This window comes from Bacillus horti (assembly GCF_030813115.1).
GTDB lineage: Bacteria > Bacillota > Bacilli > Caldalkalibacillales > JCM-10596 > Bacillus_CH > Bacillus_CH horti.
The window spans coordinates 187,196-200,753 of the sequence record NZ_JAUSTY010000002.1; the positions used below are offsets into that span (position 1 = coordinate 187,196).

The 13,558-nt window shown below is 39.5% G+C and carries 13 protein-coding genes; all 13 read left to right on the forward strand.

Features of this window, described 5'->3' with window-relative positions; genetic code table 11:
- The first annotated feature begins 15 nt into the window (after nucleotides 1-15).
- A complete protein-coding gene (rimP, locus tag J2S11_RS02960; protein WP_307390715.1) occupies nucleotides 16-486 on the forward strand; it encodes a ribosome maturation factor RimP in 471 nt (156 codons plus the stop codon).
- Nucleotides 487-510: 24 nt separating this feature from the next.
- Nucleotides 511-1,674 carry a transcription termination factor NusA gene (nusA, locus tag J2S11_RS02965; protein ID WP_307390717.1) on the forward strand — a complete coding sequence of 388 codons (1,164 nt, stop codon included), beginning with the start codon at nucleotides 511-513 and terminating at the stop codon, nucleotides 1,672-1,674.
- Entirely contained in the window at nucleotides 1,661-1,936 is a 276-nt protein-coding gene (gene rnpM, locus J2S11_RS02970; protein WP_307390720.1) for an RNase P modulator RnpM, read from the forward strand. The genes nusA and rnpM overlap by 14 nt, the downstream gene beginning before the upstream one ends.
- A gap of 65 nt (nucleotides 1,937-2,001) precedes the next feature.
- Nucleotides 2,002-2,307: a YlxQ family RNA-binding protein gene (locus J2S11_RS02975; protein WP_307390723.1), complete on the forward strand. Its 306-nt coding sequence runs from the start codon at nucleotides 2,002-2,004 to the stop codon at nucleotides 2,305-2,307.
- Nucleotides 2,308-2,324: 17 nt separating this feature from the next.
- The gene (infB, locus tag J2S11_RS02980) at nucleotides 2,325-4,667 is read left to right on the forward strand and encodes a translation initiation factor IF-2 (protein WP_307390726.1); all 2,343 of its coding nucleotides are present in this window, start codon (nucleotides 2,325-2,327) and stop codon (nucleotides 4,665-4,667) included.
- Nucleotides 4,668-4,777: 110 nt separating this feature from the next.
- On the forward strand, nucleotides 4,778-5,131 hold the full coding sequence (gene rbfA / locus J2S11_RS02985) for a 30S ribosome-binding factor RbfA (protein ID WP_307390728.1): 354 nt from the start codon (nucleotides 4,778-4,780) through the stop codon (nucleotides 5,129-5,131).
- Nucleotides 5,132-5,237: 106 nt separating this feature from the next.
- Nucleotides 5,238-6,239: a DHH family phosphoesterase gene (locus tag J2S11_RS02990; protein WP_307390731.1), complete on the forward strand. Its 1,002-nt coding sequence runs from the start codon at nucleotides 5,238-5,240 to the stop codon at nucleotides 6,237-6,239.
- Between the two features lie 34 nt (nucleotides 6,240-6,273).
- Complete coding sequence (gene truB / locus J2S11_RS02995; protein WP_307390733.1) at nucleotides 6,274-7,176, forward strand: tRNA pseudouridine(55) synthase TruB; 903 nt, start codon at nucleotides 6,274-6,276, stop codon at nucleotides 7,174-7,176.
- A gap of 118 nt (nucleotides 7,177-7,294) precedes the next feature.
- Complete coding sequence (locus J2S11_RS03000; RefSeq protein WP_307390736.1) at nucleotides 7,295-8,230, forward strand: bifunctional riboflavin kinase/FAD synthetase; 936 nt, start codon at nucleotides 7,295-7,297, stop codon at nucleotides 8,228-8,230.
- A gap of 305 nt (nucleotides 8,231-8,535) precedes the next feature.
- Nucleotides 8,536-9,234 (forward strand): response regulator transcription factor, encoded by a 699-nt coding sequence (locus tag J2S11_RS03005; RefSeq protein ID WP_307390739.1) that lies wholly within the window; start codon nucleotides 8,536-8,538, stop codon nucleotides 9,232-9,234.
- Between the two features lie 6 nt (nucleotides 9,235-9,240).
- Complete coding sequence (locus J2S11_RS03010) at nucleotides 9,241-10,344, forward strand: sensor histidine kinase (RefSeq protein WP_307390742.1); 1,104 nt, start codon at nucleotides 9,241-9,243, stop codon at nucleotides 10,342-10,344.
- Nucleotides 10,345-10,648: 304 nt separating this feature from the next.
- Nucleotides 10,649-12,595 carry an FAD-dependent oxidoreductase gene (locus J2S11_RS03015; RefSeq protein WP_307390745.1) on the forward strand — a complete coding sequence of 649 codons (1,947 nt, stop codon included), beginning with the start codon at nucleotides 10,649-10,651 and terminating at the stop codon, nucleotides 12,593-12,595.
- A gap of 194 nt (nucleotides 12,596-12,789) precedes the next feature.
- Complete coding sequence (locus tag J2S11_RS03020) at nucleotides 12,790-13,431, forward strand: pyridoxamine 5'-phosphate oxidase family protein (RefSeq protein ID WP_307390747.1); 642 nt, start codon at nucleotides 12,790-12,792, stop codon at nucleotides 13,429-13,431.
- The last annotated feature ends 127 nt before the right edge of the window (nucleotides 13,432-13,558 follow it).

The window sequence follows — 13,558 nt, forward strand, 5'->3', positions numbered from 1 at the left end:
AAAGGAGGAAACTAGGTGAGCAAGAAGGTTACTGAGCTTACAGAAGAATTAGTAACACCAATCCTTGAGAGCAAAGGCTTAGAGCTAGTCGATATAGAGTTTAAAAAAGAAGGTGGCAACTGGTTTTTACGGGTATATATTGATAAGGATGGCGGTATTGACATTGATGAATGTGGAGCCGTTAGTGAGGAGCTATCCGCTCAGCTCGACAAGCTTGATCCGATCCCTCAGGCTTATTTTCTAGAGGTTTCTTCTCCAGGTGCAGAAAGACCTTTAAAGAAAGAGAAGGACATTCATCAAGCAATAGGAAAAAACATAGCGATCACTACATATGAGCCTATTGATGGGGAGAAGGCCTTTGAAGGGCTACTTACTCAGTTTGACGGTGAATATCTTACATTAGAGGTTAAGGTAAAAACAAAAAAGAGATCTGTAACTGTACCATATGATAAAGTAGCCAGCGCAAAACTGGCCGTTGTTTTCTAATTTGAAAGGAGGAGAAACAAGCAAATGAATACTGATTTTATGGAAGCATTGGCAGCAGTGGAAAAGGAGAAGGGGATCAGTAAAGAGATCTTAATTGAAGCGATTGAAGCAGCCTTGATCTCAGGCTATAAAAGAAATTTCCACTCAGCCCAGAATGTACGTGTGGACATTAATAGAGAAACTGGCTCAGTGCACGTATTCGCTAGAAAAAATATCGTCGAGGACATCGTTGATCCTAGACTTGAAATTAGCTTAGAAGGTGCTCAGGGAATAAATCCTAATTATCAGATTGATGATATTGTTGAGATTGAGGTTACACCAAAGGATTTTGGCCGGATAGCTGCTCAAACGGCAAAGCAGGTTGTTACACAGCGAATTAGAGAAGCTGAGCGAGGCATTATCTTCAATGAATTTATTGACCGTGAAGAGGATATCATCACTGGAATTGTTCAGCGTCAAGATGCACGTTTCATCTATATCGATCTTGGTAAGGCAGAGGCATTACTTCCAGTTAACGAAAAGATGCCTTCAGACCAGTTTAAGCATGGAGATCGAGTTAAAGCATTTATTACTAAGGTTGAAAAAACAACAAAGGGTCCACAGATTGTCCTTTCACGTACACACCCTGGTCTGCTTAAAAGACTGTTTGAACTAGAGGTTCCTGAGATTTATGAAGGTGTTGTAGAAATTAAATCAGTAGCACGTGAAGCAGGCGATCGTTCAAAGATTGCCGTTTATTCTGCTAACCCTGATGTTGATCCGGTTGGAGCGTGTGTTGGTCCAAAAGGCTCTCGTGTCCAAACGATTGTCGATGAGCTTAAAGGCGAAAAGATTGATATCGTACACTGGTCTGAGGATCCAACGGTGTATGTCGCAAACGCTTTAAGCCCGTCAAAGGTTATTCACGTTGATGTGAATGAAGAGGATAAGATGACTCAAGTTATCGTTCCTGATTTCCAACTATCATTAGCGATTGGGAAAAGAGGACAGAATGCAAGACTAGCTGCTAAGCTTTCTGGCTGGAAAATTGATATCAAAAGCGAAAGTGATGCAACAGAGCTAGGACTATACCCTAAGGATGATCAGGCACAGGCTGAGCTCGATGAGGATTATGATGGAGTGGATAACGCAGATGATGAGGAGTACGAAGTAGAAGCCCAAGAAGTAGCTGATCATGATGAAAAATAAGAAGATTCCTCTTCGAAAATGTATCGCTTGTCAAGAGATGAAGGAGAAGAAATCGCTAATCCGTATTGTTCGTACCCCTGAATCAGAAATAAAGCTAGATCCTACAGGAAAAGCTTCTGGCAGAGGCGCATATGTGTGTACGGAAGTAGAGTGCTTAGAAAAGCTTCAGAAAAATAAAGCACTAGAAAGATCCTTCAAAATGAAAATTTCTAATCAAGTCTATGATGAACTTCTCCTACAACTAAAGGCAGACAAAGCATAGCTATTTTTGTACAGCTCGGTGGTTAAAGGAAAATGTCATGAGTAGGTTGTGAGGTGGTAAACTTGATGAATCAGCAAGGCTTTCAGCTTCTTGGCTTAGCAATGCGAGCTGGAAAGGTTATTTCTGGTGAGGAAATCGTCATTACAGGAATAAGAAAGGGGCAGGTGAAGCTAGTATTTCTGAGTCAAGACGCATCGGAGAATACGGCAAAAAAGGTGCTGGATAAAGCGAAGACTTATCAGGTTTCCGTAACAACTGTACCCACTCGAGATGTATTAGGACGTGCTATTGGAAAAGATCAACGAGTTGTTGTAGGAGTAACCGATTTAGGATTTGCCAGAAAGCTTTATAGCTTATGCGAGAATGAATAATTATCGGGGGTGAACGTATGAGTAAAATTAGAATTTATGAATATGCTCGAGAACAAAATATATCAAGTAAAGAAATTATAGAAATGCTAAAACGCTTGGGTCACTCTGTAGCGAACCATATGAGTGTCATCGAAGAGTCACAGATAAAAGAGGTAGAAAATTATATGAATCAATTAAAAAATGGGGAACAGACATCAAATAAACAAAAAGAAGTAGCTCGGGAACAAACGACACAAAACAAAGCTCAGAAATCAACAAACACTAGTAAAGGAACAAATACTCAAAGCAACAACAACAGTAACAAACATAGCAACAACAATAGGAAGCCAGGAAATTCTACAAACGCACAACAAAAGCAAGGAACACAAAATAAGGCTTCTGTTGGCACACAACAAAATAAATCAAAACCAAGCACTCCATCTAATTCTAAAAACGTTAAATCTAAAGACGCGAAAAATGATGAGAAAGAGTTTGCTGGTTCAAAAGAAAAAACCAAAAAAACAAAAGCTCATGATAAACATTTTAATGATGATAAATCAGTTCCTGCTAATAAAAAAAGAAGGAATAAAATCAAGCATCAGCGTGCGGAAGCAGCAGCGAATCAGGATGAAGTGAGCCATCTTGTGATATCTGGTCCAATTACTGTTGGTGAGCTAGGTAAGAAACTAGGCAAAGAGCCATCTGAAATTATTAAAAAGCTTTTATTCTTAGGAGTTATGGCTACAATCAACCAAGAGCTAGACATCGATGCAATTTCATTAATAGCTGAGGAGTACGGGGTAACGGTTGAAGAGAAGATCGAGGTGGATGAGGATCAATTTGAGCTTTTCAATGAAGAGGATGATCCTGCTACATTAAAGGAAAGACCACCAGTTGTAACGGTAATGGGGCATGTTGACCATGGTAAAACAACCTTGCTTGACGCGATTCGTCATACAAGTGTAACCTCAACTGAAGCAGGTGGAATCACTCAGCATATCGGTGCATATCAGGTTGAATATAATGAGAAGCAAATCACTTTCTTAGATACACCTGGTCATGCTGCCTTCACAACAATGCGTGCTAGAGGAGCACAGGTGACTGACATTGCCATTATTGTTGTAGCTGCTGATGATGGAGTGATGCCTCAGACAAAAGAGGCTGTAGCCCACGCCCAAGCTGCCGAGGTTCCTATCATTGTGGCTGTGAACAAAATGGATAAAGAGGATGCCAATCCAGATCGAGTGAAGCAGGAGTTAACAGAGCTTAACCTTGTTCCAGAGGATTGGGGTGGAGATACGATCTTTGTTCATGTATCAGCCTTAAAAAATGAAGGTTTAGATGATCTAATGGAAATGATCTTACTCGTTTCTGAGGTCAATGAATATAAAGCAAATCCTGATCGTCTAGCACTAGGAACCGTTATTGAAGCCGAGCTAGATAAAGGTAGAGGACCAGTTGCTACAGTACTTGTACAAAGCGGAACTCTACAAATCGGAGACTCCATTGTTATTGGAAATACGTATGGTCGAGTTCGTGCCATGGTTAACGATAAAGGACGCAGGGTGAAGACGGCAGCTCCTTCCATGCCGATAGAAATCATCGGGATGCATGATGTTCCACAGGCTGGAGATAGCTTTAAAGTGTATGAGGATGAGAAAAAAGCACGGAGCATTAGTGAAAAACGTTCTATCAAACAAAGAGAACAGGAGCTAGGTTCTAATGCTAAGGTAAGCCTTGATGAGCTTTTCCAACAGATCCAAGAGGGAGAAATTAAGGATCTGAACGTCATCATCAAAGGTGATGTACAAGGTTCAGTAGAGGCATTAAAAGGTTCTCTTGAGAAGATTGAAGTAGAAGGTGTTCGTGTTAAAATTATCCTTACAGGTGTAGGGGCTATCACGGAATATGACATAATGCTTGCATCTGCTTCTAATGCCATAGTGATCGGTTTTAATGTTCGTCCAGAGCCTAACGCAAGAGTAACGGCTGAGCAAGAAAAGGTTGATGTACGCTTACATCGTATTATTTATAATGTAATTGATGAGATTGAAAGTGGTATGCGTGGTTTACTTGATCCAGAATATCAAGAAAAAGTATTGGGAACGGCTGAGGTCCGCCAAATCTTTAAGGTATCTAAAGTAGGTACGATTGCTGGATCTTATGTAACTGAGGGTAAAATTACAAGAGATTCCTCCGTACGACTTATCCGTGAAGGAATCGTTATCCATGAAGGAAAAGTGGATGTTTTAAAACGATTTAAGGATGATGTGAAAGAGGTTCAGACAAACTATGAGTGTGGAATTACGTTAGAGGGCTTCCACGATATCAAAGAAGGCGATATGATTGAAGCCTATATTATGGAGGAAATTCCTCGCTAACGTTCAGTAGCCATTTAAGCGAATCTTTCGCTATTCTTTACTGAAAGATGAGGAAAACACCAAGATGAATAGAATCTTGGTGTTTTTCACCATAGGAGGGAATGAAGTTTATGAGTAATGTTCGAGCACATCGTGTCGGAGAACAAATGAAGAAGGAGCTTGGGCTCATTATTCAAAGAGAATTAAAAGACCCGAGAATCGGATTTGTAACGGTAACAGCCGTTGAGATGTCTGGGGACTTGCAACAGGCGAAGGTGTTTTTAACTGTGTTTGGAAATGAAGGTCAAAAAGAAGACTCGCTTAAGGCGATTGCAAAGGCATCAGGCTTTATTCGTTCTGAGCTAGGCAAACGTATTCGATTAAGACATACACCGGAGCTAATTTTTAAATTTGATGAGTCCATTGAGTATGGCAGTAAAATCGAAAAGATGCTCGATGATCTAAACTCGGAGCAGAAGGACTAAAAAGAAATCAACTAAAGTAAAGCATATGAGTACAGTACGTTTATTTATTCAGGTAGGATTGTTTTTTATAACAAAGCGGGCTGAAATCCGGTTGAAGGAGAGAGCAATGAATAACAATAATGTGGAAGCTTATCAGCATATGTTAGAAAAAGCGGCACAATTTATAAAAGATAATGATGATTTTTTGGTTCTTGCTCATTTGAATCCGGATGGTGATGCCATTGGTTCAAGCCTTGCCACCATGCATTTGCTTAGAAGCTTAGGAAAAAAAGTCCATGTGGTAAATGAAGGAGAATGCCCTAAGAGATTCTCCTTCCTACCAGGCTTTGAGGAAATCATTGATTTATCTAAAATCTCATTAAATCGTTCTTTTTCAGCTGTTATTTCTGTAGATGTAGCTGATGAAAAGAGATTTGGTAAGATAGGCTCCGTTATAGCTGATGATGCGCAGATTTTAAATATTGATCATCATCCTACAAATACAAACTTCGGAGTGTTAAATGTCATTCAACCTACTGCTGCTTCTACAACAGAGATCCTATTTGATTTAATTACAGCCCACTTTTCTCCGCAGCTTGACAGTCCCACTGCTAATGCACTCTATACGGGCCTGCTAACAGACACAGGTGGTTTTCGCTATGCTAACACCAAACAAAGTGTATTAGACATGGCGGCAAAGCTGTTGGGGTATGGCGTGCAGCCAGACCAAATTGCTGATTATGCTCTTGAGACTGTTACGGCTTCTCATATTGAGCTATTAAAGTATGCCCTTCAAAGCCTATCCTTTCATTACGAAGGTCAGGTAGCCATAATTTTAGTATCCCAAGAGGATATGAAGGCTGCTGGAGCTTCTAAGGATGATGTAGATGGAATTTCCTCTTATCCTCGAAAGATTGAAGGAGTAGAGGTAGGAGCGTTGTTTAAAGAGTGGAGCGAAGGAGAGGTAAAGGTATCCTTACGATCTAATAAATATGTAGATGTAGCACTGCTGGCTCAGAGAAATGGTGGAGGCGGGCATGCTAAGGCGTCTGGCTATACCTTTAATGGAAATCTTCAGGCTGCTAAAGAGGATCTACTAAATCAATTGAAAGATATCATACAGAAGTAAAAAAATAACCTCAAGAGATATTTGGTGATATAGGATGAGTAAACATGGCATTATTGTATTAAATAAACCAAGCGGAATGACCTCCCATAGCTGTGTAGGAAAAGTTAGACGTTTGGCCGGAACAAAGAAAGTAGGACACACTGGCACTCTTGATCCAGCCGTTACTGGTGTTCTACCTATTTGTATTGGTCAAGCTACTCGGGTAGCGGAGTATATATTAGACTATGACAAGGAATACGTTGCCACTATTGTGTTAGGACGCTCCACAGCTACGGAGGACCAGACAGGCGAAACAATTGAAGAAGCCCAGCTGGAAGAAGCACCTACATTAGAAAATGTTCAAGAGAAAATCCAAAATTTTATAGGTGAGATCGAGCAGATTCCTCCTATGTTTTCTGCTGTTAAAATAGATGGGGTGAGATTACATAAACTAGCTAGGCAAGGGAAGGAAGTTGAACGCAAAGCTCGCAAAGTTATGATTTATGATATTGAGCTATTACAATACACTCCTGAGCTACCTTATCCTACAATAAAGCTTAGGGTTCGTTGTTCGAAAGGTACGTATATCCGTACCCTTGGTGTTGATCTTGGACGAGCCTTAGGCTATCCTGCTCATATGAGCTCTCTAGTTAGAACTAAAAGTGGCCCTTTTACACTTGAGGATTGTGTAACATTTGATGAGCTGGAAGGATGGAACGAGGAACAATGGCAGAATGAAATGCTGCCGCTGGAAAAGGCAATTGCACATCTTCCAGATCTTATCGTGTCAGGAGATTTAAAAGAAAGAGTATTGTTTGGTCAATCCCTTGTTATTGAGCAGCAGGTTGAAAATGATCAGTTATACAGAGTTTTAGATCAGAACGGAAGGTTCCTAGCGATTTATGAAGGAAATCATCCAAAGCTAATTAAACCGAGGAAAGTTTTTCACATGGAGTGAGTCCTGTTTTTGAGTATGGAAAGATTTATTTAGCTACTTACATATAGAAAGTGCTTTATAATTTGAAGTACTACCATTAAGTAAAAATGTAATGAGCTAGTGAAGGAGTTTAGTAGGTATGGAGATCGCCAGAATAACAAATTCTCAACTAATTAAGGATACAAGCCAACGCCTTCCTTCAAGCGTAGCTTTTGGAAATTTTGATGGAATTCATATAGGTCATCAGCAAGTGATTCAGCAAGCTATACGTGTAGCCAAAGAACTTAAAGTAGAGTCAGGAGTCATGACCTTTTATCCCCATCCGTTAGAGGTATTAACAAAGGTTGAACACCCTAGCTATCTTACTCCTTTAGAAGACAAGCTTGCTCTTTTTAAAGACTTGGGTGTTGATGTTGTATTTGTTGTAGATTTCACCCTTGACCTTGCTAAGTTGTCTCCGCAGGAATTTATACAAAGGTATATTGTCGATCTACAAATCAAACATGTGGTCACAGGCTTTGATTTTTCCTTTGGACACAAAGGAAGCGGCAGGGTCGAGCATTTAGAGAAGTGGGGCTTGGAGAATAAAGCCTTTACAGTAGATGTTCTTTCCTCTGTGGATCAGGATCATATGAAGATTAGCTCATCAAGAGTACGTTCTGCTCTCCATGATGGACGAGTAGGGGAGGTCAGTGAGCTTTTAAATCGTTATTACAAGGTTAAAGGTACTGTCATTCACGGAGAGAAAAGAGGAAGAACAATAGGCTTCCCTACAGCTAACCTTGAGCTCACGCAGGCATATGTGCTTCCAAGGCAAGGTGTTTATGCAGTATATGTTACGATTCAAGGTATCCGTAGGCAAGCTGTTTGTAATATTGGGAAGAAGCCTACGTTCCACAATAAAGGACAGGTATCACTTGAAGTCCATATTCTAGATTTTGAGGGTCATTTGTACGATAGTGTAGTAGATGTTGAATTTGTAGCATTCCTGCGTTCTGAGCAGAAGTTCAATGGAATTGATGAGCTTGTGAACCAGATTCATTTAGATATTAAAGAAACGAAAAAGTATTTGTAAATTAATAGGGCATTCTAAAAATATGATATCTTGCTTCTTTTCTTCCTATAAAAAGGTGATTTTAAGGTCATTCTATTTATAGGAAGTTTTTTGTGCACACAAAAAGCTACTCTCATCAGGTTGTCTACGAGGTCATTTTGTTAGTTTTGACTTATGGCGACTTAGGTAAGAATAATTCAGCTAGAACTGTTTCTTAAGAAAACTTAAGAGTTATGGTTTATAAAATATGCTATATTTGAGCATATATTTAATAGCTTTTCACACTAGCAGTAAGAAAGCGCCGGGTAGTTGTAGGAGGGATTTACATGTCAGCAGGAACAATTTTATTGGTGGATGATGAAATAGAAATTCGAAACCTGCTAGAGATTTACTTGAAAAATGATGGGTACTTTGTCTTGCATGCTAACAACGGAGGAGAGGCTCTTCAGCATTTGAGGGAGCAGGAGGTAGATTTAATCATATTAGACGTAATGATGCCTGAAATGGATGGTATCGAGGCTTGTATGAAGATCAGAGAAGAGAAGCAAATGCCCATTATTATGCTCTCTGCTAAATCTCAAGATATAGACAAAATCACAGGACTAAGTATTGGGGCAGATGATTATGTAACAAAGCCGTTTAGTCCCCTAGAAATCCTAGCAAGAGTGCGTTCTCATTTACGGAGATATCGACAGTTAAATACTGGTGGTCAACAGAAAAATGAATACGAGCATCAGGTGGATGGACTTGTCATCAATATGATTACACATAAAGTAACTGTACATGATAAAGAGGTCAGACTGACTCCACGAGAGTTTGCTATCCTAGAGGCATTGATTCGAAATAAAGGAATTGTATTGAGTATGGAAAAAATATATGAAATGGTATGGAACGAGCCCTTTTTTGATGGAAATAATACATTGATGGTGCATATCCGCAAGCTTAGAGAAAAAATAGAAAAGGACCCAAGTAAGCCTGAATACATTAAGACTGTCTGGGGAGTTGGATACCAAATTGAAGGATGATCATGAATGAACGAGTTGAGGACAATTAGCTTTATCCAAACGATACGCTGGAAGTTTATCTTCGTGATTGTAATCAGTATTGCTTTAGCTATAGGTACTATCTTTTTATGTTATTACATGGGTTTTCTATTAATTAAAATTCCAGTTCTATCAGCTCCTTTGAAATGGCTTGTAGAAAGAATTGGTTCATCACCCGTGATGTGGGTGAGTGGGGTTGTGCTATTCTTATTATATTTTTTCATATTAAGTAGACGAGTGATTGCTTATATTGAAAAGATCACAGTCGGTCTTCAAGAAATTTCGGAGGGAAACCTCGATTATAAGCTTGAAGTGAAGAGCTCCGATGAATTAGGGATGATGGCAGGGGCAATAAATGAGATGGCTCAAAAATTGAAAAAGCTTATGGAGGATGAAAGAAAAGCAGAGAAAAGCAAAAATGAGCTAATTACCGGTGTTTCTCATGATTTGCGTACCCCTCTCACATCCATTTTAGGCTATTTAGAGCTCATAGAGGATGATCGCTATAAGGATGAGGTTGAGTTTCGATATTACACAAATATTGCTTATACAAAAGCATTAAGGTTGAAAAAGCTAATAGATGATCTATTTGAATATACGTCTATTCATGATAAAGGCCCTTTACTTAAAAGTGAAAAAATCAATGTAAGTGGATTTATTAATCAAGTGGTGGAGGAGTTTGCACCTGTTTTGGAGGCGGAAAGCATGTCCTATCAAACAGTTATTGAGGATCCCACATTATATATCCAAGCAGATGGAAACCTGCTCGTACGAGCGTATGAAAACTTAATGATGAATGCTGTAAGATACGGTAAGAAAGGGAAGCACATTGATGTTAGAATAAGAGAGCAGGGTGGAGAGGCTGTGATTGAAATAATCAACTATGGAGAGCCTATTCCTGAGCGTGATTTACCCTTTATCTTTGACCGATTTTACCGTGCTGAGAAATCGAGAACATCGGAATCTGGAGGAACAGGCCTTGGTTTAGCGATTACAAAAAGCATAGTTGAGCTGAACGGTGGTAGGATCTCTGCAAGTAGTGATCAGCAAAAAACAACGTTTCAAACGAAATTCCCTATAGTGCCAGTTTAGACAATGGAATAGCATCACCCGAGTAAATAATAAGCTGTCTTTTGAACCCCTTTCCAAGGAATCAAAGACAGCTTTTTTATATGATAAGAACCTATTTATTTTTATTAGGAATTTCTTAAGATTTTGGTAAGCTGAGCTTAAGTGGCTGTTAACCTGCACCCTCTATACTTAACTTCAGTTCTCTTGATAGCAGATTGAAGGACAAACTCATGTCAGGAACACAAAGTACAAGGAAGACAATGAGGATAGCGTCTTTCATATTTACTAGTAGGAGGATATCGACAAAAATAGATAGAGGTGCAGCATGAATAAGAAGTGGATGATTTTATTCTTTGCCTTGCTTATTTTAGCAGGAGGAATAGTTTTCGGAGTGAAGGCTTTCAAGGATAGCAGAATAAGTGTTACTGTTGATATGCCAGCTTCAAAGCAGGAATTAATGGAGGTTGTCTCTGTAGATACGTTAAAGGAAAACTATGATGCGATTGTAGTTGGGACAGATCCTGAAGGACTAGCCGCTGCGATTTCAGCAGCTAGAAATGGGTTAAGCACTTTACTTATTGAAAGCAGAGAGCGTGATGTACTAGGCGGTTTAATGACGGTAGGATGGTTAAATAGCATAGATATGAACTGGGATCGAACAGTATCAACTAAATTAGGGAGTGAGCCTAGTTATTTAAATAAAGGGATATTTGAAGAGTGGTATGAGCAGATTGAAGGGCATTCGTTTGATGTAACGTCTGCGGCTAATGCTTTTTATAAGCTTGTGAGTACAGAAGAAAATATTGATTTATATATGGAGGCCTCTGCTATTGAGCCTCTGGTTCATACAGAAAATAATGGACAAGTTGTTGAAGGAATTAAGGTATCACATTCAGATGGGACGAAGCAAAGCATATCAGCTCCAGCGGTTATTGATGCTACACAGGATGCGGACATTGCTTCCGCTGCAGGTGCTGCATTTACAATAGGTAGAGAGGATTTGGGAGACAAGAGCTCTCAAATGGCAGTAACCGCTGTGTTTCGATTGAAAAACATAGATGATCAAGTATGGAAACAGGTCGCGAAAAGATTAAATGGGAATAATGATCCAAACACTGGTGTAGATAAGCTTTCTGCATGGGGATACGGCAAGGAGATGGCTGATTATAAATCAACGAATCCTGAGCGTACCAAGATGAGAGGTCTTAACATTGGTCGACAGCTTGATGAGACGATGCTGATTAATGCTCTTCATATTTTTGAAGTAGATCCATTAGATCCTGATTCTCAGAAGGAAGGGCTTGAGATTGCGGCTAGAGAAGCAGATAATGTCGTGACATTCTTAAGAAATTTTAAGGAGTTTAAGAATATTGAGTTAGACTCTATTGCTTCAGAGCTTTACGTACGTGAAAGTCGACATTTGCAAGGTTTGTATCGATTAAATATTATAGATTTATTAGAAAATAGAGATCACTGGGATCGCATTGCCTTCGGTTCTTATCCAGCAGACATTCAAAGAACCTCACCAGACGATAACGGGGCAGTCATTTTAAACCCACTTAAATATGCTGTCCCGTTTCGAAGCATTGTTCCTCAGGAGGTAGATGGATTACTGGTTATTGGGCGTTCTGCAAGCTTTGATACGCTGGCACATGGTAGTACACGTGTCATCCCAACTGGAATGGCAGCAGGACAGGCTGCTGGAGCAGCTATAAGAGTGGCTGTAGATGAGGGGGTAACGTTTAGTGAGCTTGCTGAATCTAAGGAATCTATTGAGAAGCTACAGAACATGCTAAATGAGCAAGGCATGGAGCTAGAGGAGTACAGTTTAGAACCCCAGTCCTATATGAAGCACAAGGATTATCCAGGTTTAAGGGCAGCCGTATATATGGGAATAACGTTTGGATCCTACAATAATGAATTTAATTTAGATGATATCTCTAATCCACAGCGTATTGTTAATAAGCTTTATAGTATAGTGAAGCTATATCCAGAGTTTTTCCAAGGTGATCCTGGAAAGAGCTTAATAGCTGTATTGAAGCCTAATGAAGAAGATCTAAGTATAGAGCAGGCTAGCTATGCAATAGCCAAGACGATAGGATTAGAGGCAACATTTGAAAAGGCTAAATCATTGTTAATTGAGCGGGGAATTCTAAATCCAAACACATTAGAAGGAATTAAAAATCTGAAGAGAATAACAGATGGTGAAATGTATATGCTACTCAAGGATGCAGTTGAGAGTCAGACAGGGATAGAATTTGACGCACTTTAAAACAGTTTATAAACAAAAGCTGTATCAAATCCAAGCACATGGAGATTTTATTTCATGTGCTTTTTTAATTCATGTATAATAGTTTCATACTAGTAACCATGTTCTTGATGAGATTCATCATGTTAATAAAACAGAGGATAAAAGAGATCTTACCAGCTAAAAGGTGTCTAATACAAAGAGGTGGGGAGAGCAGAATGGATATTTTTAATGAACAAATAACTTCTTTAGAGGAATTAGAGGAGCTTCGACCGATTTTAGGTCAGCCTAGCAAGCTTGTACAGGAGAAAGTGGTTCATTCTCTAGATTTATTGAGTAAAGAATTTATAGCTAAATCTCCTTTTTTGTTAATCGCTACATCAGATGCAAAAGGGTGCTGTGATGTTTCTCCTCGTGGTGATGCTCCAGGCTTTGTCCATGTTATTGATGATAAGCATCTTTTTATTCCTGAACGTCCAGGAAATAAAAGAATGGACTCCATTCGCAATATTTTAGAGAATCCGCATATTGGATTAATTTTTCTTATTCCAGGGCTAGGGGAGACATTTAGGGTAAACGGCAAGGCCTGTATTAGCCGTGATCCTCAGCTTTTGGAGCGGACAGCTGTAAATGGCAAGGTTCCGTTACTCGGTATCGGTGTAGAAATCGTGGAGGGCTATATGCATTGTGCTAAAGCGTTTAAAAGGTCGGGGTTATGGCAGCCAGAAGCATGGTTATCTGAAGCAGAACGACCAACCGCAGCAAAGATTATTGCAGCCCATGTTAGTACTAAATCTGCTATTACGGAAAAAGAAGTGACTGACTCATTAAATGAAAGCTATACAAAGAGACTGTATTAACTTTTTGAAATTGGCTGATACCATGGTTATTATAGACGGTAAAAGACCAGAGAAGGGGATTCTCTGGTCTTTTATTCTAGATTATAAAAGGGCGTTACTTTCTGACGGCGGGACATAGGACGACTTG